The sequence below is a fragment of the Bradyrhizobium sp. NBAIM03 genome (assembly GCF_020194055.1).
Lineage (GTDB): Bacteria > Pseudomonadota > Alphaproteobacteria > Rhizobiales > Xanthobacteraceae > Bradyrhizobium > Bradyrhizobium yuanmingense.
On the sequence record NZ_JADYVS010000005.1, the window covers coordinates 100,602 to 125,056 of the forward strand.

At 64.6% G+C, this 24,455-nt stretch carries 23 protein-coding genes; 13 read left to right on the top strand and 10 right to left on the bottom strand.

Features of this window, described 5'->3' with window-relative positions; genetic code table 11:
* Window positions 1-62: 62 nt before the first annotated feature.
* The 4 genes from I6F21_RS09280 to I6F21_RS09295 all read left to right on the top strand — a co-directional run bounded on the left by I6F21_RS09280 (window position 63) and on the right by I6F21_RS09295 (window position 3,030).
* Window positions 63-1,028, top strand: a complete 966-nt coding sequence (locus I6F21_RS09280) for a nitronate monooxygenase (protein WP_225135449.1) — start codon at window positions 63-65, stop codon at window positions 1,026-1,028.
* Between the two features lie 136 nt (window positions 1,029-1,164).
* The gene (locus I6F21_RS09285) at window positions 1,165-1,413 is read left to right on the top strand and encodes a hypothetical protein (RefSeq protein WP_036021252.1); all 249 of its coding nucleotides are present in this window, start codon (window positions 1,165-1,167) and stop codon (window positions 1,411-1,413) included.
* Window positions 1,414-1,549: 136 nt separating this feature from the next.
* A complete protein-coding gene (locus tag I6F21_RS09290; protein WP_225183058.1) occupies window positions 1,550-2,263 on the top strand; it encodes a hypothetical protein in 714 nt (237 codons plus the stop codon).
* Between the two features lie 89 nt (window positions 2,264-2,352).
* Window positions 2,353-3,030 carry a hypothetical protein gene (locus tag I6F21_RS09295; RefSeq protein WP_225183059.1) on the top strand — a complete coding sequence of 226 codons (678 nt, stop codon included), beginning with the start codon at window positions 2,353-2,355 and terminating at the stop codon, window positions 3,028-3,030.
* 43 nt (window positions 3,031-3,073) lie between these two features.
* Here I6F21_RS09295 and I6F21_RS09300 read toward each other — a convergent pair whose 3' ends face one another.
* The gene (locus I6F21_RS09300) at window positions 3,074-4,630 is read right to left on the bottom strand and encodes a winged helix-turn-helix domain-containing protein (RefSeq protein ID WP_109142357.1); all 1,557 of its coding nucleotides are present in this window, start codon (window positions 4,628-4,630) and stop codon (window positions 3,074-3,076) included.
* Between the two features lie 370 nt (window positions 4,631-5,000).
* On the opposite strand from I6F21_RS09300, the gene pcaB reads away from it, so the two are divergent.
* Together pcaB and I6F21_RS09310 are read left to right on the top strand one after the other, a co-directional pair.
* Entirely contained in the window at window positions 5,001-6,362 is a 1,362-nt protein-coding gene (gene pcaB / locus I6F21_RS09305; protein WP_225146321.1) for a 3-carboxy-cis,cis-muconate cycloisomerase, read from the top strand.
* A gap of 113 nt (window positions 6,363-6,475) precedes the next feature.
* Window positions 6,476-7,735, top strand: coding sequence for an aminopeptidase (locus I6F21_RS09310; protein ID WP_225183060.1), 1,260 nt, complete (start codon window positions 6,476-6,478; stop codon window positions 7,733-7,735).
* Between the two features lie 88 nt (window positions 7,736-7,823).
* Here the strand turns inward: I6F21_RS09310 and I6F21_RS09315 are convergent, their stop codons facing one another.
* A complete protein-coding gene (locus I6F21_RS09315) occupies window positions 7,824-8,378 on the bottom strand; it encodes a hypothetical protein (protein ID WP_225149322.1) in 555 nt (184 codons plus the stop codon).
* A gap of 237 nt (window positions 8,379-8,615) precedes the next feature.
* Between I6F21_RS09315 and I6F21_RS09320 the strand changes: the two genes are divergently transcribed.
* Window positions 8,616-9,071 (top strand): cupin domain-containing protein, encoded by a 456-nt coding sequence (locus I6F21_RS09320; protein ID WP_035997581.1) that lies wholly within the window; start codon window positions 8,616-8,618, stop codon window positions 9,069-9,071.
* A gap of 81 nt (window positions 9,072-9,152) precedes the next feature.
* Here the strand turns inward: I6F21_RS09320 and I6F21_RS09325 are convergent, their stop codons facing one another.
* From I6F21_RS09325 to I6F21_RS09350, 6 genes are all read right to left on the bottom strand, one after another.
* Window positions 9,153-10,205, bottom strand: coding sequence for an amidohydrolase family protein (locus I6F21_RS09325; protein ID WP_035997584.1), 1,053 nt, complete (start codon window positions 10,203-10,205; stop codon window positions 9,153-9,155).
* A 110-nt stretch (window positions 10,206-10,315) separates the two neighbouring features.
* Window positions 10,316-10,837, bottom strand: a complete 522-nt coding sequence (locus I6F21_RS09330) for a hypothetical protein (RefSeq protein WP_225156693.1) — start codon at window positions 10,835-10,837, stop codon at window positions 10,316-10,318.
* Between the two features lie 71 nt (window positions 10,838-10,908).
* Complete coding sequence (locus tag I6F21_RS09335) at window positions 10,909-11,853, bottom strand: EamA family transporter (protein WP_225139366.1); 945 nt, start codon at window positions 11,851-11,853, stop codon at window positions 10,909-10,911.
* Between the two features lie 68 nt (window positions 11,854-11,921).
* Window positions 11,922-12,734, bottom strand: a complete 813-nt coding sequence (locus tag I6F21_RS09340; protein WP_035997591.1) for an MBL fold metallo-hydrolase — start codon at window positions 12,732-12,734, stop codon at window positions 11,922-11,924.
* A gap of 91 nt (window positions 12,735-12,825) precedes the next feature.
* Window positions 12,826-14,355, bottom strand: a complete 1,530-nt coding sequence (locus tag I6F21_RS09345; protein ID WP_225183061.1) for a permease — start codon at window positions 14,353-14,355, stop codon at window positions 12,826-12,828.
* The gene (locus I6F21_RS09350; protein WP_225183062.1) at window positions 14,352-15,101 is read right to left on the bottom strand and encodes an ABC transporter ATP-binding protein; all 750 of its coding nucleotides are present in this window, start codon (window positions 15,099-15,101) and stop codon (window positions 14,352-14,354) included. Before I6F21_RS09350 ends, I6F21_RS09345 begins: the two co-directional genes overlap by 4 nt.
* Before the next feature lie 274 nt (window positions 15,102-15,375).
* On the opposite strand from I6F21_RS09350, the gene I6F21_RS09355 reads away from it, so the two are divergent.
* The 6 genes from I6F21_RS09355 to I6F21_RS09380 all read left to right on the top strand — a co-directional run bounded on the left by I6F21_RS09355 (window position 15,376) and on the right by I6F21_RS09380 (window position 22,170).
* Entirely contained in the window at window positions 15,376-16,251 is an 876-nt protein-coding gene (locus I6F21_RS09355; RefSeq protein WP_035997599.1) for a branched-chain amino acid ABC transporter permease, read from the top strand.
* 5 nt (window positions 16,252-16,256) lie between these two features.
* Window positions 16,257-17,408, top strand: coding sequence for a branched-chain amino acid ABC transporter permease (locus I6F21_RS09360; protein ID WP_035997601.1), 1,152 nt, complete (start codon window positions 16,257-16,259; stop codon window positions 17,406-17,408).
* Window positions 17,405-18,163, top strand: a complete 759-nt coding sequence (locus tag I6F21_RS09365; RefSeq protein WP_035997604.1) for an ABC transporter ATP-binding protein — start codon at window positions 17,405-17,407, stop codon at window positions 18,161-18,163. Before I6F21_RS09360 ends, I6F21_RS09365 begins: the two co-directional genes overlap by 4 nt.
* Window positions 18,164-18,166: 3 nt before the next feature.
* Window positions 18,167-18,955 carry an ABC transporter ATP-binding protein gene (locus I6F21_RS09370; protein ID WP_057028237.1) on the top strand — a complete coding sequence of 263 codons (789 nt, stop codon included), beginning with the start codon at window positions 18,167-18,169 and terminating at the stop codon, window positions 18,953-18,955.
* A 95-nt stretch (window positions 18,956-19,050) separates the two neighbouring features.
* Complete coding sequence (locus I6F21_RS09375; protein WP_225183063.1) at window positions 19,051-20,889, top strand: AMP-dependent synthetase/ligase; 1,839 nt, start codon at window positions 19,051-19,053, stop codon at window positions 20,887-20,889.
* 81 nt (window positions 20,890-20,970) lie between these two features.
* The gene (locus tag I6F21_RS09380; RefSeq protein WP_035997612.1) at window positions 20,971-22,170 is read left to right on the top strand and encodes an ABC transporter substrate-binding protein; all 1,200 of its coding nucleotides are present in this window, start codon (window positions 20,971-20,973) and stop codon (window positions 22,168-22,170) included.
* A gap of 188 nt (window positions 22,171-22,358) precedes the next feature.
* Here I6F21_RS09380 and I6F21_RS09385 read toward each other — a convergent pair whose 3' ends face one another.
* Both I6F21_RS09385 and I6F21_RS09390 read right to left on the bottom strand, forming a co-directional pair.
* Entirely contained in the window at window positions 22,359-23,474 is a 1,116-nt protein-coding gene (locus tag I6F21_RS09385; RefSeq protein ID WP_035997615.1) for a lysozyme inhibitor LprI family protein, read from the bottom strand.
* A gap of 177 nt (window positions 23,475-23,651) precedes the next feature.
* On the bottom strand, window positions 23,652-24,383 hold the full coding sequence (locus tag I6F21_RS09390; protein WP_225183064.1) for a transglutaminase-like cysteine peptidase: 732 nt from the start codon (window positions 24,381-24,383) through the stop codon (window positions 23,652-23,654).
* Window positions 24,384-24,455 lie beyond the last annotated feature (72 nt).

Here is a 24,455-nt window from a genome sequence, read left to right on the forward strand (position 1 = left end):
TGACGACGTTAGCACAGAGACTGCGGGAGGAAACCACAGAGCCCGCGCGAGGGAGGGCATGCATGCCATCAGATCGACTGCAACGCTTCCGCGATCGTCTTGCTCTGCCGCTGATCGCGGCGCCGATGTTTCTGGTATCGGGCGTCGAGCTCATGGTTGCAGCCTGCCGCAACGGGGTGATCGGCAGCTTTCCCACCGCGAATTGCCGTGGCGCGGAACAGCTCGATGAATGGCTGACCGAAATCAAGCTGCGGCTGCGGCAGCATGAAGATCAAACCGGGCGAAAGGCAGCGCCACTTTGCCCGAACTTGATCGTCCACCGCTCCAATGCGCGGCTGGAGCAGGATCTCGCCGTGCTGCTGCGGCACAAGCCGGAGATCGTCATTACGTCGGTCGGCTCGCCGGCGCCAGTCTTGAAGCTGCTGCACGACGCCGGCGCGCTGGTGCTGGCGGACGTGGCCTCGATCCGCCATGCCGAACGCGCCGCGGAAGCGGGGGCGGACGGGCTGGTCCTGCTCACTGCCGGTGCTGGCGGCCAGACCGGCTGGCTCAACCCGTTCGCCTTCGTCCGTGCGGTGCGCGCATTCTACGACGGCATCATCGTGCTCGCGGGCGGAATTAGCGACGGTCGCGCGCTGCGTGCCGCCGAAGTGCTCGGCTGCGATCTCGCCTATATGGGCACGAAGTTCATCGCGACGCGTGAGAGCATGGCGGACGAGCGTCACAAGCAGATGCTGGTCGAGAGCAGCGCCGACGACATCTTGCTCACCACCGCGTTCACGGGCTTGCAGACCAGCATGCTGAGGCCATCGATCGCGGCCGCCGGGCTCGATCCCGACAATCTGCCGGCGCGCGGCGCGATCAATATCACTGAGGATATCGACGTCGCCGCCCGCGACAGCCGCCCCAAGCGCTGGCGCGATATCTGGAGCGGCGGGCATTCGACCTCGGGTGTCACCGATGTGCTCGCGGTCGAGGATCTCGTTGCGCAGACCATCGCCGAATATCGGGAAGCGGGTGGGCGGTAGCGTCGTCGCCTCTCCCACAGGGGATCGGGCAGGGTTAATCCCGCATGCCTCCGGCCCATCCCACTTAACGGCGGATTAACCATCGCCAGCCAAGAATCCCTCTTGTGGCCGCCAATCAGGACGAGAGGGACAGGCGATGGACTTCAATTATCTCAACGGCAAAACGGCTGCGACCCTGGACGAGATCCGCGTCCGCGTCGCCCATGCGCTGGCCCGCCACCCGCTGTGTCGCAACGTCCGGTTTGACATCGTCAGCGTCCCCCGGACCCGCCGCGGCGGCAATTGGACGGTGACGCTGCAATCGGTCGAGCCGCGCGCGGTCTGGGAAGCCTCGGAGATCGTCGCCGACATCCAGGATGCCTATGACCTTGCGGCAGCAGCCTGATTTCGTTGGGGGGGGGGTCTGGGCGATGTCGCCTTAGTCCGCGCGATTGCCGCCGCAATGGCACGGTTCAGCCTTAATTATCGCCCAGTTTCCGGGCAGTGATCACGTGGACTTGAAGTCGGACGCGGAGAGACGTTTGTCCAAAGCCATCACCATCGTCGCGCTGACCTGTTTCCTCGTCCTCGGCGCCGCCACCACCGCGATCCTCGGCCGCGACAGCGTTCCCAGCGTCAGCGCCGCGATGATCGCCGAGACGCCCCCGGCCAAGCCGCTCGCAACCAACCGCGCCGCCAAGGCCGACCGTCTGGTTCCGACGCTCGCGCTGGCCTCGGCCGCGATCGAGCCGGTCCAGGTTGCCGCCGACAAGCTGGCGCAGGCACCGGTCCTGACCGAGCCGCTGCGTCAGGCCTTCGCCGCCGCCACGCCATCCGATTTCCCGATGCCGAAGCCGAGCGCGCACGAGGCGCCCACCGCGACCGAGGTTCCGGCCATCGAAGTTCCGGCCAAGCCGAAAGTCGTCGCCAAGCCGCAGCCGCAAAAATCCTATTCGCTGCTGTCCGACGTGCAGATCGCGGGCATCAGGGATCGCCTGAAACTCTCCTCGTCCCAGGAATATTACTGGCCCTCGGTCGAGACCGCGCTGCGCAACGTCGCCCGCAAGATCCAGGCGAACAGGCTGTCGAATCCGAATGCACCGCCCAGCGCACAGATCGATCCGAATTGCGACGAGGTGCAGCAGCTGAAGTCGGCCGCGATGCCGCTGTTGTTCCAGCTTCGCGACGACCAGAAGGAAGAAGTGCGCAAGCTCGCTCGCCTCATCGGGCTTGAGAAGGTCGCGCAGCAGATCTGACGCACGCGGTTCCTCGTCGAGGAGCCGCGCTTATCAGGAACATCTGGCAATCCCCACGCGTTGCCCGCTCCGAAAGAGGGAGTGGACAAATGCGCGCCTCGACAGCCTATTTTGTCGGTGCCGGAACCATCGTCGCGGCCATCGCCATTGGTCTCGGTGGCGGCATCGTTGCCGGCAACATCATGAATCCGGTTGCGTCAAAACAGGGGCCGGACACCAGCAAGATGGCGCAGCGCGCGGCAACTCCCACGCCGGCCAGCACCAACGCTCCCTCCGAGCGTGTGAACTATCTCACCGGCTCACAAGCCTTTGGCGCGATGATCGCCGCGCCCGCACAGGCCGAAGCAAAGCCTGAACCCGTAAAACCCGACACGCCAACCACGCAGGCGAATGTCGCACCGGCGCCGCAACCCTCGCAAGCCGCTGCAGTCGAGCCGCCGAAGCCCGCCGCTGCGCCACAGGCCGCAAGGCCTGCCGAGCAGCAGGCCTCGACCGAGCCGTCGTCCTTACCGAATAACGCCTATGCCAAGGCAAGGGATTCCGATGTGAAGCGCGCCGCGTCCGAACGGCGCCGAGCCGAGCGTCGCGAGCGCTGGGCCGAGCGCCGCTATTATTACGAGTCCCGCGAGCCGCGCGGCCTGCGCGACCGCACCGATTGGGATGACGTCGCGCGCAACATCCGCGAGGATTCCGATGCGCGCGATTACGCGGGGCGGTCGCGCAGCGGCTTCCCGCAGATCAGGCTGTTCGGGCCTGACGACGATTAGCATCTGACACGGGGATCAAGCGGAGCGGTCGCGCCAGCGACCGTCACGTCATTCCGGCGCGCCGCAATCCCTCGAGATAGTGCGTACGATCCTCTTCCCGCAGCATCGGCAGCTCGCGCGTGATCCAGGCCAGCGAGACCTCGGGCTGGGTGCGGCGCAGGCCTTCCAGGGCGGATGCCGCGAGGGCGGGATCGCCGAGCATGCCGGCGGCGGCCGTCAGCACGCGGTGGGCGCCGACGAAATCCCCGCGCTGGCGCATCGATTCCCGAGCCATCTGCACGGCGCCCGCGTAGTCGCGGCCGACGAACCGGGCATAGGCCGCAACCCCGCAATAGATCGCCGCGAGCGGGTCGCGCGGGCTCAGCCGCAGCGCGCGGCGGGCGGCGGCATCGCCGTCCTGCCAACGTCCGGCATAGCACAGCGTCACGCCGTGGAAGGCATGCGCCATCGCGAAATTCGGATTGAGCCGCAAGGCCAGCTCGAATTCAGCCAGCGCGTCGTCGAAGCGGCGGCGGAACAGGTAGGTGTAAGCAAGGCCGTGATGGGCCCAGGCATCCTCGCGGTCGGCCTCCACCGCCGCGAGCGCCGCACGCTCGGCGACCGGCATGGTGGCAGCCATGTCGGCCCAGCCCATATGCGCGCCGAAGATATGGCTGGTGGCGAGCAGGCCGAGCGCCTTGCCATAGGCGGGATCGACCGCGACCGCTTCTTCCAGCAACTTCTGCGCGGCGGCATTGTCCTCGCGGGTGATGCGCCAATAATGCGACAACGCGCGCATCACGAGGTCCCATGCATCCAGGCTGCCCGGCGGCTTCTGCTGGGCCCGGAAGCTTTCGGCAGCATAGAGCTGCGGCTCGATGGCGGCGACGATCGCTTCCGTGATCTCGTCCTGCACGGCGAAGATGTCGGCGAGCTCGCGGTCGTAGCGTTCGGCCCAGAGATGGCTGCCGGTCGAGACGTCGTTGAGCTGGGCCGAGATGCGCACCCGTTCGCCGCTCCGCCGCACGCTGCCCTCGACAACGTAGCGCACCCCGAGCTCCCGCGCGACCTCGTGGATGTGCACGGCGCGGCCCTTGTAGACGAAGGAGGAGTTGCGCGCGATGACGAAGAACCAGCGCAGCTTCGACAGCGCCGTGATGATGTCCTCGCTGATACCGTCGGAGAAATAATCCTGCTGGACCTCGCCGCTCATATTGGTGAAGGGCAGCACAGCGATCGCGGGCCGCTCCGGCAGAGCGAAGGTGGCCTGGGACGGGGCGATCCGGACCGGCTCCGGCGCGACCGCGCCGATTTGCGTCTGGACGTCGCCGACGAAGCGAAAACCCTTGCGGGTGATGGTGCGGATCAGCGACTGGCTCGCGCCATCGTCGCCGATCGCCTTGCGCGCCGCGTTGATCCGGCTGGTCAGGGTGGATTCGGAGACGCTGCGCCCGTGCCAGATCTTGTCGATCAGCTCGTCCTTGCTGACGACCCGGTCGCGGTTCTGCATGAGGTGGACGACGAGGTCGAAAACCTGCGGCTCCACGGCAATGGGAACCTGCTCGCGGCTCAGCTCGCGCCGGTCGGTATCGAGAAGGTGGTCCCGGAACAGAAACTGCACGTCGAAAACTCGGGCCTCATTGCGAAATCGGGCAAACAAACAAAATGAAATTTGGGTCGAAAGATCGTGTGTCTGCCGAAGGGGGCGTTTGGTTCATCGCAATCGCGTGATGGCAGCCATGTGGTTTTCCGAGGGGAATACATCCGCAGCTAGAATGTTGCGGTGTAAATCTGGCGACGAGATCAGGCGCCCCTCCAGCACCGTCATCCTGGAGCGCGGGAGCGTAGCGCAGGCCCCCTCAGCGACAACGGCTTCGCCATTGCGCGGGAATGCCGTTTTAGTGTCGCGCACAACGGGGAATGCCCTTTGCCGATCTGCCCTGCGTACGTAAGGTACACCGACAGAAAACACCAACCCAGAAGAAGTGTCCATGCCTGCTTTCCCCGCCGCCACCACTGTGCTCGACTCCCTGCTGTTTCGCGACGCCTTTGGTACGCCTGAGATGCGCGAGGTGTTCTCGGACGTCGCGACGGTCGCACGCTATGCCGAGGTCGAGGTGGCGCTGGCGAAGGCGGAGGCGAAGTGCGGTGTGATCCCACACGAGGCGGCCGCAGCGATCGCGGCGCGGACCGACATCGGCGCGCTCGACTTCGATCTGCTCAGGCAGGAGACCGATGTCGTCGGCTACCCGATCCTGCCTTTGGTGCATCAAATGGTGAAGCAATGCGGCGAGGCGGGCCGCTACGTGCATTGGGGCGCCACCACGCAGGACATTATGGACACCGCCGTGGTGCTGCAACTGCGCGCCGCGCTCGAGATCGTCGAACGTGACATCGCCGAGCTGCGCAAGATCCTCGCCGATCTGTCGAAGCGCCATCGCGACACGGCGATGGCGGGCCGCACCCATCTGCAACAGGCGCTGCCGGTGACCTTCGGCTACAAGAGCGCGATCTGGCTCGCGATGTTCGACCGCCACGCCGAGCGGCTGGCGCAGCTGAAGCCGCGCGTGCTGGTCGGTCAGTTCGCCGGCGCGGCCGGTACGCTGGCGTCGCTCGGCGACAGGGGGTTCGAGGTGCAGGAGGCGCTCTGCAACGAGCTGAAGCTCGGCGTTCCCGCCTCGACCTGGCACGTAGCGCGCGACGGCTTCGCCGAAGCCGTGAACTTCCTTGCTCTCGTCACCGGCTCTCTCGGCAAGATCGCGCTCGACATCATGATCATGGCCTCGACCGAATTCGCCGAGGTCTACGAGCCCTTCGTCAAGGGGCGCGGCGCCTCCTCGACCATGCCGCAGAAGCGCAACCCGATCTCCTCGGAATTGATGCTTGCGGCCTCCAAGGCGGTGCGCCAGCACGCCGGCCTGATGCTCGACGCCATGGTGCAGGATTTCGAGCGTGCCACCGGCCCCTGGCACGCGGAATGGATGGCGATTCCCGAAAGCTTCGTGCTGGCCGCCGGCGCGCTGCACCAGGCGAAGTTCGCGCTCGCGGGCCTCATCGTAGACGAGGCGAAGATGAACGACAATCTCGCCATCAGCCGCGGCCTGATTGTGGCCGAAGCGGTCATGATGGGCCTCGCCCCGCAGATCGGCCGGCAGGAGGCGCACGACGTCGTCTATGACGCCTGCCGTCAGGCCAACGAGAAGGGAATGACCCTTGCTGACGCGCTATCCGCAGATTCACGGATATCGAGCCACATCGATCGTGCCACAATCGAGGCGCTCACTTCACCGAAAAATTACCTCGGCCTTGCGCCCGCCATGGTCGACCGGGTGCTGGCATCGGCAACGCGTTGAAAACCAAAATGCGTGAAACTGCGTATCTTTCCAAGGGCGCATGACGCTCGCATACTTGTGCCCCGCGATGCTAGACTTAAATTGTGTGAGCGACTTTCGGCAGAGGGCCCGGCATGACTGATCAACGCAATCCTTCCACTCCCATCGATCCGGCGAAGCTCGACCGACTGGCCGAGGTGGCGGTGAATGTGGGCCTGGGCTTGCGGCCGGGACAGGATCTGCTTCTGACGGCGCCCGCGATCGCGCTGCCGCTGGTGCGGCGGATCGCCGTGCATGCCTACAAGGCCGGCGCCGGCCTCGTGACGCCGATCCTGTCGGACGAGGAGATGACGCTGGCGCGCTACCGCCACGGCCACGACAACAGTTTCGATCGTGCCGCCGGCTGGCTCTACGAGGGCATGGCCAAGGCGTTCTCCGACAACACTGCACGGCTTGCCATCGTCGGCGACAACCCGATGTTGCTGTCCGGCGAGGATCCTTCCAAGGTGGCGCGCGCCAGCAAGGCCAATTCGATGGCCTATCAGCCTGCGCTGGAGAAGATCGTCAATTTCGACACCAACTGGAATATCATCGCCTATCCGAGCGCGTCCTGGGCGAAGCTGGTGTTCCCGAACGATCCCGAGGACGTTGCGGTCGGCAAGCTCGCAGACGCGATTTTCGCCGCGTCCCGTGTCGATCGCGAGGACGCGATCAGCAATTGGGCGAGCCACAATGCGGTGCTGCGCGAGCGCACCAACTGGCTCAACGGCCAGCGTTTCCGCGCGCTTCAGTACTCGGGTCCCGGCACCGATCTCACCATCGGCCTTGCCGACGGCCACGAATGGGAAGGCGGCGCCTCGCTGTCCAAGAACGGCATCAGCTGCAACGCCAATATCCCGACCGAAGAGGTCTTCACCACGCCGCATTGCCGCCGCGTCTACGGCCACGTCGTGAGCTCGAAGCCGCTGTCCTATCAGGGCACGCTGATCGACAACATCGCGGTGCGGTTCGAGGACGGCAAGATCGTCGACGCCAAGGCCTCGCGCGGCGCCGAGGTGCTGAACAAGGTGCTCGATACCGACGAGGGCGCGCGGCGCCTCGGCGAGGTGGCCTTGGTGCCGCATTCCTCGCCGATCTCGCAGAGCGGGCTGTTGTTCTACAACACGCTTTTCGACGAGAACGCGGCCTCGCACATCGCGCTCGGCCAGTGCTATTCGAAATGCTTCGTCAACGGTGCCCAGCTCACGCCGCAGCAGATCGCGGCGCAAGGCGGCAACCAGAGCCTGATCCATATTGATTGGATGATCGGCTCGGCCGAGACCGACATTGACGGCATCTTGGCCGACGGCAGCAAGGTGCCCGTCTTCCGCAAGGGCGAATGGGCGAAGTCGTAATCTAGATTTTGGTCCAATAGGCAGTCCAGGACGTGGTCAACCTCTCCCCGCTGGGGAGAGGTGAACGTCCTCGCGTCAGTCTTCCCCCTCACGCCGCCGCGTTGCGCAGGGTCGGGCTGTTGTCGATGCTGAAGCGGTTGAACAGCGTCGTGAACGGGCTGCCGTCGGTGGCCCGCACGATCGCGTCGGACGCCGCCACCGCCTCGTAGAGCGCGCCAATCGGATCGTCCGCGTCCGCCAGCGCGAGCGCGCCGCGGATCTGTTCGCGGGCCTCGCTGACGTCATCCTCGTCTTGGAGCCTTGCCTCCAGCGCATCCGCCGCGCGGCGCATCTCTGCAAGGTCGCCGCCCCCGGAGAATTTGAGGATGTCGCGCCAGTAGGGACGGGCAACGACAAGCTGGATCAATGCATCGAAACTTTCCGCAATGATGCCCGCGCGGCCCTCTGACGAGACATAGAGCACATTCTGCGACGGCAGCAGCACGAACGCGCTGCCGGAGCTGTCACTGCCGATGTGCCGCGGGCTTTCGACGCCGTCGATGGTGAACCAGGGCTCCTCGTCCGGTGCGAAGGAGACGTCGAGACTGCGGAGCCTGGCGACGACCTCGCTGTTGGCTGTCAGCATCTCCGGCGTGAGGGGCATCGGTGCGGCTCCTTCCCAAGACTTCGCGCACTTTGTCGCACCCCGGACAAGCTAGGTTCATATGTGCGAATTCGCAGAGGAAATCGTGACGTTAACCGTATCGCACCCGCAACTCGAGGCTGATTGTCGAGTGCCATGTAAGAAAGAATTAAAAGCAGCCTACTAGCGTCCCAACTTCTTTCGAAGCAATCCGGGCCGAGACCCGGCCATTCATATTTAAATCTTCTGGGGAAGCAGATGTCGCGCACATTGATTGAAATCGGTAGTTGCAATGTGGACCTCGAGCTGCGGCCGATCGAGCCGTCCTGGATCATCGAGGGCAATCCGGTATCCCGCTCCCGGGTGCTGTCGACCAGCGCCGATGGCACCGCGCAGACAATCATCTGGCACTGCACCGAAGGCCGCTTCAACTGGTACTACGACATCGACGAGACGATCATGATCATGGAAGGATCGATCGTGCTCGAGAGCGACGGCATGCCGCCCAAGCGCTACGGCCCCGGCGACGTCATTTTCTTCCGCGACGGCGCGCATGCCAAATGGCATGTCGAAGGCCACGTCAAGAAGATCGCCTTCTGCCGCAAGACCAATCCGGTGATGATCGGTTTCCTGATCCGCGTCATCAACAAGCTGAAGAAGATGTTCGCCTCCACCGGCGAGCGCCGTCCGGCCTCGCTGATGGGCGCCGGCTAAGCGGACACCAGGGTTTCAAGGACGCTTCCCAGCGGCCACGACGAAGAGGGGTCGGGATCAAGGTCCCGGCCCCTCTTTTCATCATGACGGCAGCTCGAGCCGGTAGACGTCGATCGCGGTCTGCGAGAACAACGCCGTCTTGTCGGCCTCGCTCAGCTTTGAGGTGATACGCTTGAAGGCGTTGAAGATCACCTGGTAGCTGCACTGGCCCTTGTCCGGGGGGAAATTGCTTTCGAACATCGCGCGCTTCGGGCCGAACGCCTCGATGCAGGTCTCGACATAGGGCCGCCAGGCCGCGGCAAGCTCCTCGGATGTCGGCGGCCTCTCGCGCAAATGGAAGTCGTAGCCAAGCAGGCACATCGCGAGACCACCGAGCTTCACCACCACATTTTCGCATGTCGCGATCTCCCGGATCGAGGCGCGCCATTGCGCAAACACCTCCTCGCGCCGGCCCGCGAAGCGGCCGGTTCCGACCGGGCCGCCGCAATGGTCGAGCACAATCCTGGTGTCGGGGAAGGCGCGCGCCAGTGCCGTGAGCTCACCGATTTGCGGGTGGAACAGCCAGGCATCGAAGCTGAGTTTGAGGGGCGCGAGGCAGGCAAAGCCTTTGCGGAAGGTCGGATCCTGCAACAATCCCTTCGGTCTGTTCGCATACATGCCGGCGACGACAGGATCTTCGTCCCAGGCCGATGAATGCCTGATGCCGCGAAAGCGGCCGTTGCCAGCGGCGATCTCGGCTTCCAGCACGCCCTTTGCGGCGTCGCCGAGCAGCAGATTGGCATGGCTCACGATGCCGGCGCAGATCGCGGCCTTGCCGTAGCCACCGCTTGCACTCATGGCGGCGACGCCGTTGGCGAACTCGACCTCGCCCACGGGCCGGAACGCCTCGGGTCCATGCGCGCGGTACATCGAACGGCAGTCGACATAGACGGTGGCGATGACGTTGTGACCGGAGGCGATGTCGGCGGCCATCTCCTCGATCAGATAGCGGTGCCCGCGATTCCACAGATGGTGATGGGGATCGACGATCGGCCGCAAGGGATCGATGGTCTCCTCCCGATGCAGCGCGAGCCAGTCCTCACGCGGATCGACGAACAGCCCGCTCGTGTTGGCGGGCACACCGCTTGCTGCCATCGGTCTTCGCTCCCTGATGTTTTGTGTCGGGAGCCTAGCACCTCATTTCCGCATGCAGCAGCGCGCCTTGCGCAACCGCACCCATCATCACGAGCAATGCGGTATGCTCGTCAGCCCGTCCGCCGTCTTGCTCTTACTTCGACCATCAGCCGCCAGTCCACTGCCGTGGCCGGCTTGACCTCCCCACGCCAACGGAAGGAGTCCCCGGTAATCTCAGTAAAGCTCCAGCGCGTCAGCTCGCCGGATTCGGTCGTGCCTTCCTGCACGATGTCCTCGCCGCGGGGACGGCCGATCTGCTGCCGGAACACGCGGCGGCCCGGATCGAACCAGGAAATCCGCCACGCATCCATGGCCGGATCGTAGACGCGCAGCGTGGTGCCGTACCAATTGCCGGCGATCGGAAAGGCTGCGCTGCCCGCTGGCCGGGGAATGATCCAGACGTCCTGCACCGCACGGCCTTCCAGCACCCAGCCGAAATGGATTTCGCCCGGCGCGGTGTGGCTTCTGCCGTCCGGTCCAAAGGCGGCGATCTCAGCGTCCCAGTCGCCGACGAAACGGCCGTAGAGCTGAAGCGCGGCCGCGTGCTCGGGATGCGGTGCGCTGGCGTGAAGAAGTCTCGCAAAGTCGTTCATGTTGCTCTCCTGCTGCGGAGGATTCAGCACGGATGAGCCGCGGGCGACTTGGAGAAAATTGCCGTCGGTCGTCAGGTCTTGCGCAGCGACAGATGTCTCATGGGACGATCGGCCTCCGCCTGCGTCGACCGATTGCTCGAGCTCTCAGCACGCCAGATGGCGACAACGGCGACAATGACGAGACTCGCGCCCACGAGCATCATGCGAGAGAACGGCTCTGCGAGCACGAGGGTGCCGAGCAGCACCGCGATGACCGGATTGACGAATGTGTAGGTCGAGACCAGGGAGGTCGAGACATTCTCGAGCAGCCAATTGTAGGCGGCGAAGCCGATGACGCTGCCGGAGACGATCAGCCAAAGAGCTGCTGCAACGGACGTCATTGAGACCTCGCTCGGTCTAAAACTCTCCAGCTCGCCCGTCAGCCAGCTGATCGCGAACAACACGGCGCCCCCGATCGACAGTTGCATGCCAGACAGCGCGATCGCGGATGCTTGATGCGACATGCTGCGCGACAGCACGGTGCCGATCGACCACGACAGCGCCGCCGCGAGCAGCCAGACGATCGGAAGCATGCTGATGCCGGCCTGCTCGGCATTTTGCCATGCCACGAGCCCGACGCCCACGAAGCCGGGGATGAGCGCGAGCAGCGCGATCGGCCGCGGGCGCTGATCGCCCGGAAAGAGCGTGTCCGCCAGAAGGATCCAGAACGGAATCGTGGCGAGCACGATGGCGGCCACGCCGGACGGAACCGATTGTTGTGCGAAGGCGAGAACGCCGTGGCAGCCGACGAAGAAAAGCAGCCCGCAAAGGCCTGCCTGCAACCATGTCCGGCCCGGGGTATTCGCGACATGCCTGCCGCTGAAGGCGAGCAAGATCATGCCGCCGCATAACGATCGAACTGCCATCAGCAGAAACGGCGGTATCGATTGCAAGCCCAGCGTGATGGCGAAATAGGTGGAACCCCACAGGAGATAGATGGCCGCAAACGAGCCGATGACCAGGAACCGTCTGCTCATGATTGCTCCGACTGAGGTGGGTCTTGGAGCAACCAAGTCGTTGACGGGTGATGCGTTCCGGTTCTGAGTCAGACCCCGTCGAGGATGATCACCGTCGGCTTCGTCGGCAGCGTATCCCGTGACATCCGGAAGGAGCGCTCGACGCGCCGGTCGATCTCGAACTGCTGGCCGATCCGGCGCATGAAGTCGTCGAGCGGGGTGGCGAAGCGGTGCATCGGCAGCACCACCGAGGCGCGCAGCCGCTTGGTGATCTCGGAGATGCCGTCGAGCGTCATGGTATAGGTGCCGTCGATCGGCACCATCACGATGTCGAGCCGTCCGATCTGGGCGAAATGGCTGTCGTCGAGCTTGTGATGGAGGTGGCCGAGATGGCCGATGCAGAGGCCGGCTGCCTCGAAGATGAAGATGGAATTGCCGTCGCGGATCATGTCGCTGCCGGCATCGTCGCCGTAATAGCGGCGGATGTCGGTGGTGACGTTGCGGATGAAGGTGTCGCTGATGCGCTGCGACACGATCGCCGGCTTGCCGTCCTCGCTCCAGCCATGCAGCACGTGGGGAATGCGCTTGTCCGGAAAGAGAGTGTAATGGGTGCTGTGCGCCCGGTTCATGGTGACGACATCGGGCAGTCGCCCGACCTGGTAGGCGCCGCTATAGTCGGTGGCGATGCGCAAGCCGGCGGGCGTGTCGATGAAATAGGTGGAATGGCCGGCATAGGTGATCTCGACCTCGGGCGCAGCTGCAGCCTGCCTGAAGACGACCGGCATGATTCGCGGCGCCGCGTTGGCCATCGCCAGGCATTCGCTGCGCAGTGGCTGCTGGGCCAGGGCAGGGGTCAGGAATGCGCCGAACAGCGCGATAGCCGCCAAAACCAGTCGCCGCATGGATCCGTCCCCGATGACTTCGCGGCGAAGTCTAGCGTGCAATTCGGAGCATCGCCAATGGGGTGCGATCAACAGCGCGTCAGTGTCGCACCTATTGCTCGCGCTTCGGGCTGAACTTCCAGGTGACCGCGACGAGGCCTGCGGTAATCAGGCCGCTGATGAGGCCGGCCAGGGGAAGGGCGAGCAGCAGTGCGGCGGTGGCGGCCCAGCCGATCGAGGAAAAGGCCTCGGCGAAGGTTGCAAGCCGCGAAGACGTCTGACGGCGCCGGAATTGGCTGCGCCTTGCCTGCACCCGGAACCAGAGCTGGATCGCGGTCGCCGAGGCCGCGCTGATGATGATCGCACCCGCGCTGATTGCGGCCTGGGATGGCGAGGCAAAGGCCAGCGCCGCGAGCAGCGGAGCGAAGATTGCGGCAATCGCGATCAGCACCACCTCGATCTTGGCACGGATGATGCCGGACGGCATCAAGGGCGCGGTCGCGACCAAGTCGGGCGCGTCCTCGCCCGAGATCGTCAGCCAGGCGAGCCCGCCGGCGAGCTGTCCGGCCGCCATCACGATGACGGGTGTGATCAGTGTCAGCGCCGCGGAGCTGTCGGCGAAATTACGCCAGAGCAGCAGCGCCGGCGGTACCAGATAGAGCAGCTGCATCAAGGTCTGCGAGATCAGCCATGGATCGCGCCACAGCAGCATGAATTCCTTGCGACGCAGCGCCTGCTGGCGCGATCCGCCGCGGAACGGGCGCTCCTTGGCACGGACGCGGCCGGACGTGGCGTAGGCCGCCGCATCGATCGCGGTGTCGGCAAAGCGGTGCGAGAAGATCGCCATCACGCCGCCGAGCATGACCAGAGCGAGCGCGAGAAGCAGCGCCAGCGCCTCGCTGTCGCCCATCGCTGCCCGCGCCGGCCACCACCAGATGCTGTCGACGTCGGGAGCGTAGGCGGCAACGCTGCCCGAGGTCAGGATGGTGAAGCGCGACAGCGTGCCGTAGGACATGATCGCGGCGACCTGAAGCGCGATCACGAAACCCGCACCGATGATGGCGGCGAGGATCTGTGCGATCAGGCGCGTCCGCGCCGGGCCGATCAACCGGAACAGGAGAATGGTGATGGCGATCGCGATCGCCGCCGCGGACAGGCCCATCGCAATGACGACGCCGAAGGCCGCCAGCCAGCGCGCGCCGCCGCCGATCACCAGAACGTCGATGAAGGGCGTCGAGAACAGCAGCGCCAGCACGGTGACGGTCAGCGCGATCGCGGCGATGCGGACCGAGAACAGATTGGCCAGCCGCGCCGGCGAGGACATGATCAGGTCGAGATCGGCGCGGGCGTAAAATACCCGCGTCACGGATTCGATCGCCTGCGACAGCATCAAGGTCCAGGCGAGAAAGATCGTCGCCGAAATCACGATCAGAGAGGATTTGTCGAGCGGCAGCTGCAGGTCGGCGAAACGGCCGATCACCGCCCAGGCCGGCAGGTGGAGCAGCGCGGCGAAGCACAAGAGGCCGATCATTGCCGCGCGCGCCCGTTTGCGCCGCCCGCCCGTCATCATGGCCAGCCATTCGCGCCAGGCGAGCCGCAGCTCGTGGCGGGCAAACCAGGACAGCGCGGTGGCCGAGCTCATGCCGCTTCCTGAAGCGTCACCAGCGCGATGAAGAGGTCTTCCAGGCTGGTGTCGGCATGGCCGTTCTGCTGGCGCAGCTCGGTGAGCGTGCCTTCCGCGACCAGGCGGCCGGAGGCGATCACGCCGATGCGGTCGGCCATGCGCTCGGCGACCTCGAGGATATGCGTGGTCATGATGACGGTGCAGCCGGCGCGGACACGCGCGCTGAGCAGGCCCTTCACATGGCGGGCGGAGACCGCATCGAGCCCCGTCAAGGGTTCATCGAGGATGATGAGGCGGGGATCGTGCACCAGCGCCCCTGCGAGAGCGACCTTCTGGCGCATGCCCTTGGAAAAGCCCTCGCAGCGCTCGTGGCGGTGCGCCTCGAGGCCGAGCGAATCGAGCAGTTCCTCGGCGGCCGGTTGCGAGATCGACGGCGCGATGCCCCAGAGGTCGGCGACGAATTCGAGATATTCGAGCGGGGTGAGCTTGTCGTAGATCATGGGCTCGTCGGAGACCCAGGCCATCACCTGCTTGGCGGCGACGGGGTCTTGGAGCGCATCGATGCCGAAGATCGAGACGGCGCCGGCATCGGGCCTGAGCAGGCCCGCAACCATGCGTAAAGTGGTGGTCTTGCCGGCGCCATTGGGGCCGACCAGCGCGTAGAATTCGCCGGCGTGAATGGTGAGATCGAGGCTGTCGACCGCCAGACGGTCAAAACGCTTCGTTAACCCTCGGACTTCCAGGGCCGAGTTGTCCGGCTTCATGATGGCCACACCATCCGGTTTGCATCGCCCGCGACCATGACCCGAAGATGTTTCGGCACCGTGAATCGCACTGCCGCAAATTCCGCCAACCGGATTGGACTAAAGACAAGGTATCTCGACAAGTCACCGTTTGTTGACAGCGCGCGGGCGTTCAGGCTGAATTGATTCCGGACAAATGGCGCTAACGCGGCGAAACGACTGCGTAGCGACTGGACACAAGATGCGGCAAGGCGGCCTCGAAGATCGCCGGTTGCATCGGGGAGGACGCGCGTCAATGCTGGATTTCGTTCAGCAGCTGGTCAGCGGTGTTGCGCTCGGCTGCGTCTACGGCCTGATCGCGCTCGGCTTCGTGCTCGTCTACAAGGCCACCGAAGTCGTCAATTTCGCCCAGGGCGATCTGATGATGCTGGGCGGTTTCTTCGCCTTCACCTTCATCGGCATGATGGGCCTGAACTACTGGATCGGCTTCGCCGGTGCGGTCGCCGCCATGGCGCTGTTCGGCATGCTGGCCGAGCGCGTGGTGGTGCGGCCGATCCTCGGCTATCCGCAATTCTCCATCATCATGGTCACAATCGGTCTCGGCTATTTCCTGCGTTCGGTCGCCGGCATGATCTGGGGCACCGACGACCTGAAGATCGAGACGCCTTTCAGCCAGGGCGTGCTGCGCATGGGCTCGCTGGTGCTCGCCTACGACAAGCTCTCGGTGATCGCGGCGACGATGATCCTGTGCACGCTGCTCTGGCTGTTCTTCAACAAGACCACGCTCGGTACCGCGATGCGCGCCAGCTCCGAAAATATGCTGGCAGCCTATTACATGGGCATTCCGGTCAAGCGCGTGGTGTCGGTCGTCTGGGCGATCAGCGCTGCGGTCGCGACCTGTGCCGGCGTGCTGCTGGCGCCGATCACCTTCATCCACTCCAATGTCGGCCTCGTGCTCGGCCTGAAGGCGTTTCCCGCCGCCGTGCTCGGCGGCTTCGGCTCGATCCCGGGCGCGGTGGTCGGCGGCGTCCTGATCGGCGTGATCGAGAGCATGGCCGGCTTTTACCTGCCCGAGGGCTGGAAGGACGCCGCGCCTTACATCGTGCTGCTCACCGTGCTGCTGCTGAAGCCCGAGGGCCTGTTCGGCCTCCACGTCCGCAAGAAGGTCTGAACGCCATGCGCTTCCTGTTCAAGACCGACTACGAGGACGACATCAAGCTGTTCCCGCATTCGGGCTACGTCGTCACCTACGGCGTCCTGCTCGCGCTGCTGCTGATCGCGCCCCACGTGCTCTCCAGCTATCTGATGAGCCAGCTCGTCTTCGTCTGCATCTATGCGATCGTCGGCGTGGCACTGCTGATTCTGACCGGCTTCACCGGCCAGGCCTCGCTTGGGCACGCGGCGTTCCTCGCGATCGGCGCCTACACGGCGGCGTACTTGCAGAAGTACAACGTGCCGTTCCCCGTCTACTTCCTCGCGGCGGGGCTGTTGACCGGCATCATCGGCGCGATCGTCGGCTTTCCGGCGCTGCGCCTCACCGGCATCTATCTCGTCATCGCCACCATCTCGTTTGCCCTGATCGTGGAGGAGATCCTGGCGCGGTGGGAAAGCGTTACCCACGGTAACGAGGGCATGCGGGTCAAGACGCTGTCGCTGCTCGGCGTCGCCGTGCCGCGCGACAGCCCGACCTTCTATTACCTCTGCCTTGCCGTGCTGGTGCTGACCATCGTCGGCACGCTCAATCTGCTGCGTTCGCCGACGGGCCGCGCCTTCGTCGCGATCCGCGATTCCGAGACGGCGGCGCGCAGCATGGGCGTCAATGTCGCGCTCTACAAGGTGAAGTCGTTCGCGATCTCGGCCGCGATCACCGGCTTTGCCGGCGTCCTGTTCGCGCACAAGCTCTCCTTCATCTCGCCGGAGATGTTCACGCTTCAGCTCTCGATCGAGTTCATCATCGTGATCCTGATCGGCGGCACCTTCAGCCTGCACGGCGCCGTGCTCGGCGCGATCTTCATCGTGATGATCGACCCGTTCCTCACCTATCTCAAGGACGACATGCCCGGCATCATCGCCGGCATTGCCGCGACATTCGGCGCCGGCGCGGCGACTGCGGGCAATATCGAGGCGAAGGTCGCGGCCTTCGCCTCGCTCAACGGCCTGAAGGGCGCGATCTACGGCATCATCATCGTGCTGTTCGTGCTGTTCGAGCCGCTCGGGCTCTACGGCCGCTGGCTCAAGATCAAGCTCTTCTTCCAGCTGTTCCCTCTCTACAAGCGCGCCACCTTCAAGCGGCAGAAGATCTACGTGAAGTCGGAGCGCAATCGATGAGCTATTTCCGCGCCGAGAACCTGTCGCTGCATTTCGGCGGCCTCAAGGCGGTCGATGCGGTCTCGTTCGCGGTGGAGAAGGGCGAGATCCTCTCGATCATCGGGCCGAACGGAGCCGGCAAGAGCTCGATCTTCAACCTGATCTCGCGGATCTACCGGCCGACCTCGGGCCGTATCTTCTTCGAGGACCAGGACATCACCGAGCAGCCGCCCTACGACATCGCCAAGCTCGGCATCGCCCGTACCTTCCAGAACATCGAGCTGTTCGAGAACGCGACCGTGCTGTCGAACCTTCTGGTCGGCCGCCACCGCCATTCGACCACGCAGCTGTGGCAGGAGCTCTTATTCCTGCCGAGCGTGCGGGCCAACGAAAAGGTTCACCGCCGCCGGGTCGAGCAGGTCATCGAATTCCTCGACCTCGAACCCTATCGCGACAAGCTGATCTCGGGCCTGCCTTACGGCGTGCGCAAGGTGATCGAGCTGGCGCGCGCGCTCTGCTCGGAGCCGAAGCTGATCCTGCTGGACGAGCCGTCCTCGGGTCTCAACGTGGAGGAGACCGGCGACATGTCGTTCTGGATTCGGGACATGAGGACCGAGCTCGGTATCACCGTGCTGATGGTCGAGCACGACATGTCGCTGGTCAACCGGGTCTCCGATCGCGTCATCGCACTGAACTACGGAAGGGTGCTGGCGATGGGCTCGCCCGCTGAAGTGCAGCAGCACCCCGACGTCGTCGCCGCGTATCTGGGAGCCTGACCGATGGATGCCGCTGCGCCCCAGGATATCATCCTCAAGCTCTCCAACATCGAGAGCTATTACGGGCCGATCATGGCGATCCGCGGCATCTCGCTGGAGGTGCCGCGCGGGCGCATCGTCACGCTGCTCGGGGCCAACGGGGCCGGCAAGACCACGGTGCTGAAGACCATCTCCGGCATCCTCGATCCGCAGAAGGGCGCGATCGAGTTCATGGGCAAGCCGATCCAGCGCATGGAGGCCGACCGCATCGTGCGGCTCGGCCTCAGCCACGTGCCCGAGGGGCGCGAGGTGTTCCCGTTCCTCTCGGTGCGCGAGAACCTGATGATGGGTGCCTATCCGCGCAAGGACCGGGACGGCGTCGCGGAAGACATGGATCGCGTCTACGGCTATTTCCCGCGCCTGAAGGAGCGCATCAACCAGCCGGCGGGCCAGCTCTCCGGCGGCGAGCAGCAGATGCTCGCGATCGGGCGCGCGCTGATGAACCGGCCGACGCTGCTCTTGCTCGACGAGCCCTCGCTCGGCCTGTCGCCGCTGCTGGTGAAGGAGATATTCACCATCATCCGCCGGGTCAACGAGGAGCAGGGCATGTCGATCCTGCTGGTCGAGCAGAACGCCAAGGTGGCGCTGGAAACCGCCCATTACGGCTATGTGCTGGAGATCGGCCGTATCGTGATGAACGATACCTGCGACCGCTTGATGCATTCCCAGGACATCCAGGAATTCTACCTTGGCGCCAAGGAAGCCGGCGCGCGCGGCGAGCGGCGCTGGAAAAAGAAGAAGACGTGGCGGTGAGGACGAGCTGGCAGTAAGATGAGCTTGCCCAACGTTGAGCAAAGACCGGCCGGCAAGGCAGGCAGCGGAGGGAAGGCGACAAGGAGGAGAGGTGCATGGCCCGACCGGCGGTGCTGACGGTCGCTGATACGATCGCGAAGAGCTTCTTGCGCGCCGCCGAGACGCGGGGCGACAGGCCGGCGATCCGCGAGAAGAAGTTCGGCATCTGGCAGCCGACGAGCTGGCGAGAATGGCTGGAGATCTCCAAAGAGATCGCCTACGCGCTCCGCGCCGTCGGCTTCATGCCCGGCGAGGTCGCCTCCATCATCGCCAATGCCGTGCCCGAATGGGTTTATGCCGACATGGGCATATTGTGCGCCGGCGGCGTCTCCAGCGGAATCTACCCGACCGATTCTTCGTCCCAGGTCGAGTATCTCGTCAACGACTCCGCCACGAAGGTGATCTTCGCCGAGGACGAGGAGCAGCTCGACAAGATTCTCACCTGCCGCGCGCGATGCCCCAGCTTGCAGAAGATCATCGTGTTCGACATGGAGGGCCTCAGCGGTTTCTCCGACGACATGGTGATGTCGCTGGACGAGTTTCGCGCGCTCGGCCGCAACCACATGGTCGGCCGCGAAGCGCTGTGGCAGGAGACGATCGACAGCCGCAGCGCCGGCGATCTCGCGGTCCTCGTCTATACGTCCGGCACGACCGGCCCGCCGAAAGGCGCGATGCACGCCAATCGCAGCGTCACCCACCAGATGCGGCACGCCAACGACTTCATACCTGCGCGAGAGGACGAGAACCGGCTGGTCTTCCTGCCGCTCTGCCACGTCGCAGAGCGTATCGGCGGCTATTACATCTCGGTCGCGCTCGGCTCGGTGATGAATTTTGCCGAGAGCCCGGAAACCGTGCCTGACAATCTGCGCGAGGTGCAGCCGACCGCCTTTCTGGCGGTGCCGCGCGTCTGGGAAAAATTCTATTCCGCCATCACCATCGCGCTGAAGGATGCAACGCCGCTGCAGCAATGGGTCTATCGCCGTGCCATCGGCATCGGCTACCGCATGGTCGATTGCCGGCTCGAGGGCAGGGCGCCGCCGCTGTCGCTGCGCATCGCCAACCGCATCGCCTACCTGGTCGCGTTCCGCAACATCCGCCGCATGATCGGGCTCGACCGCTGCCGCATCGCGTTCACCGGCGCAGCCCCGATCGCACCGGAGCTGATCCGCTGGTATCTGGCGCTCGGCATCGACATGCACGAGGTCTACGGTCAGACCGAGAATTGCGGGGTCGCAACCATGATGCCCGCGGACAAGATCAAGCTCGGATCGGTCGGCACCGCGGTGCCCTGGGGCGAGGTCGCGCTGTCGCCCGCCGGCGAGATCCTGATCAAGGGCGACTTCCTGTTCATGGGCTATCTGAACCAGCCGGAGAAGACCGCAGAGACGATCGATTCCCGCGGCTGGCTGCACACCGGCGACGTCGGCACCATCGACAATGAGGGCTTCGTTCGCATCACCGACCGGATGAAGGACATCATCATCACCTCGGGCGGCAAGAACATCACGCCGTCCGAGATCGAGAACCAGCTCAAGTTCTCGCCCTACATCTCCGACGCGGTCGTGATCGGCGACAAGCGGCCCTATCTCACCTGCCTCGTGATGATCGACCAGGAGAATGTTGAGAAGTTCGCCCAGGATCACGACATCCCCTTCACCAATTATGCCAGCCTGTGCCGGGCGAGGGAGATCCAGGACCTGATCGGGCGCGAGATCGAGCATGTCAACGGCAATTTTGCCCGCGTCGAGACCATCAAGAGGTTCTACCTGATCGAGCGCCAGCTCACGCCCGAGGACGAGGAGCTGACGCCGACCATGAAGCTGAAGCGCGGCTTCGTGAACAAGCGCTACGCCGCCGAGATCGAGGCGATGTATCGCGAGCGTGCGGTGGCGTGACGAGTCGGTCCATTTCGAGAAAGCGAAGGAGCTGTGGCCCCGCCCTTCGTGCAATACGGGCCTTTAGGAGAGGAGACGTCAATGTCGAAATCGTTCAGCGCATTCGGCCTTGCTGTGGGTGCCGTGGTGCTCACCTGTCTGCCGGCCGCAGCGCAAACCAAGGTCACGAACGAGGGCATCTCGGCAACCGAGATCGTCATCGGCACTCACCAGGACCTGTCAGGCCCGATCAAGGGGTGGGGCGTTCCGGTCGCGAACGGCATGAAGATGGCGGCCGAGGAGATCAATGCGGCCGGCGGAATTCACGGCCGCAAGATCCGGCTGGTCGTCGAGGACAGCGGCTACGATCCGAAGAAGGCCGTGCTGGCGTCGCAAAAGCTGATCGAGCGCGACAAGATCTTCGCGATGGTGGGGCCGATGGGATCACCGACGGTGCTCGCCGCGCAAGACATCCTGTTCGATGCCGGTGTCCTGCAGCTGTTCCCGCTGACGGCGGCCGAATTCACCTTCAAGTTCGATCCGGCCAAGCCGCAGGAGCGTCTGAAGTTCAACAATTTGCTGCCTTATGTCGAGAGCACGCGGGCTGCGGTGAAATACATGATCGAGTGGAAGGGCTTCAAGAAGCCCTGCATCATGCATCAGGACGACGAGTACGGTAAGAACGTGCTCGATGGCTTCAATCAGCAGCTCACTGCCATGAAGGCGCAGCCGGCCTCGATCACGAGCTACAAGCGCGGCGCCTCCGATTTCAGCGCGCAGATCGCCAAGATGAAGTCAGATGGCTGCGACCTCGTCGTGCTCGGCACCGTGCTGCGCGAGACCATCGGGGCGATGACCGAAGCCAAGAAGCTCGGCTGGGACGTCACCTTCCTCGGGGCCACCCCCACGAACGTGATGGAGGTTCCTGCGCTGGGCAAGGACGCCGTCGAGGGTCTCTATGCTGCCAGCGGCTTCGAGATTCCTTATGAGGACACCGCCAAGGGCAAGGTGAAGGATTGGCTCGTCAACTACAAGAAGATGTTCAACGCCGACGCCAACACGCAAGCCATCATCGGCTACAATGCCATGATGACGTTTGCGTTCTACGCCAACAAGGCCGGCAAGGATCTCACCGGGCAGAAGATGCTCGATGCGCTCGAGTCGGGCGAGAAATTCCTCGACATCTTCAACTCGCCGCCCACCAAGTTCTCCAAGACCGACCACCTCGCCAACACCATCACCCAGGTGCAGCAGGTCAAGGGCGGCCGCTGGGTGCTGGTGAAGGACAATCTGATGTTCTGATGCGGGCTCTCTTGCGTCGAGCTCAGTGCACCCTCTCCCCTTGTGGGAGAGGGTGGATCGCCGCGAAGCGGCGAGCCGGGTGAGGGGTCTCTATCCTTCACGCACGGTCTTGTGTGCGGAGAGAACCCCTCATCCGGGGCGCTTGCGCGCGCGACCTTCTCCCACAAGGGGAGAAGGAAGAGAGAACCCTACGATCCTCCGCCCGCGGTGCCCGAATTCACCGGGGCGAGCTCGTCTTCCCGGCAGCGCCAGCCGTCGGCGGCTTTGACGAAGGCGAAGGTTCGCTGGACCCTCAGCCGGCGCGTGACGTTGAAGACGTCTGCTGGGCGCGTCTTGTTGCCGGCTCCCTGCTGCGGCCGACCCGTCGTGGCGTCCCAGCAGGTGCCGGTGCAGATGGAGGCGATCCTGCTGCACACGGTGAAGGGAGCGAGCACGGCCATTTCGATTTCGCCCGTGACCTGTGCCTCCTGGTCGGTCACCTGGCTGTCGAGCGCATAGACGCGGTTGATGCGCAGGAAGTTGCCGCAGGAATTGGCCGCATGAATCCGCGCGGCGCAGAAATCGACGGCGTCGGCGTCGGGAATGCGGGCCGCGACCTGCCGGCCGAACACTTTTTTGGGATCGCCCTTCGCGGCGCGGATTTCATCTGTCTTGCGCTTCAAATGGTCGGCGAGACAGTCCTCCGCGGATTCCAGCTCCTGCAGCGGCACGTTCTCCTTGCCGACCAGATTGCATTTGCGGTCGCGCTCGCGCGTCCACCGTCCATATTCGGCGAAGGCAAAGCGTGCCGCAGTCGGGTCCAATTTGCCGATCAGGCCGAGCACCTGGCCGTTGAGCTCGGTTTCGGCAAGCGTCAGCGAGGGGTCTGCGCAGATCACCGCGCCCGCAGCAGTGTTGGCCGCAAGGCAGTCGAAATCCGGATCGCGAACGATCGCGGCGCGCTCCTCGGTGACCTTGAGCAGGCACGCCTTGACCGTCTCGAATTGGTCGGGGCGGATCGCGGTCTGGCCGACGATGCCGCAGCTGAGGTTGCGTTGGCGGACCCAGATCGCATTCTCCTCGATAGCGGGCAGGCGATCCGGCAGGCGGGCGAGCCGCTCCTCGATCGCGATGCTCAGCTTCTCGGCGGCGGCGGCAAGCGCGGCATCACCGCAGAACAATTGGTTGCCGGGGTCGCGAATCGGCTGGCAGTTGTTCCTGGCAAACAGCGGCAGCCTGTCGGCGATCGCGCGGTCGGATTGCGCGGACGCGGGCACCGCCGGCAATGCCAGCAGCGCAAGCACAGACAGCACGATGAATCGCATTCCAAGTCGCCCCCGCACGGAAGGCGCCATGCTAGCGTCTGGTCTTGCGCGGTGAAATGGGTTTGTGGGGACGAGCAGTGGAAGGTCTGTAGCCCGGATGGAGCGCAAGCTTAATCCGGGGCCGGTGCGAGTGGTAAGAGTCCCGGATTTTGCTGCGCTCTATCCAGCTACGAACAATCAACGTGCCTCGGCGGCCGCCATCGAGACCTGCACCGGCTCGTCGACATATTTCAGCACGGCCGACTGGTGGAGCACGAACAGTGGCTGATAGCTCCGCGTCGCGTCATCCTTGACCATCGCCATGCGGCGATTGTCCAGCATCAGCCATTGCCCGTCGAGCTTTGCCGCGGCAATTGCGTGCGCCTCGCCGGCCCTGACGTCTCGCACCACAACGATGCGGAGGTCCTCAGAGGCAATTCCCGCCAGCCGCAACGCGGCCAGCTTGGCGATGGCATAGTCCTCGCAATCGCCGGTCCCGCGCGCGAAGGTCGAAAGCGGCGAGCTCCAGACGTCGTCGGTGCCATCATTGGCGGCATGGATGGCGAGATTGATGGCGCGGTTGACCTCGCCGAGCCGCGCGCGACCGTCGCGGGCGCGGGCGTGGTCGACTATGGCGAGCAGCTCGAGCGCTGCCGGTGAAGCGCAATTGTCCCGGTCGCCGTCGCACAGCGCGAGCTGCACCATGTCGTCGTCGAGCTTGTCCTTCAGCACGGACCATCTCTGCTGCAGGCTACCGGACGAGATGGCGAAGGCGAACACGCCGAACGGTTCGGCGGATTTGCGCACGAGGGCGCCGGCGCCGGGCGACAGCAGCGTGCCGGCGCGAAGCTCGGCGGCCGATCCGAGCAGGATCAAGCCGCACATGACGAGGATTGCGCGCCAGGCGCGCGAGCGAGCAGCGGTCTCCATCTGACATCCCCTTCCCAGGCTTCACGAGATCCCCCTCGATCTCGACGTGCCGGGCTTTGTTGCTTTCGCGGA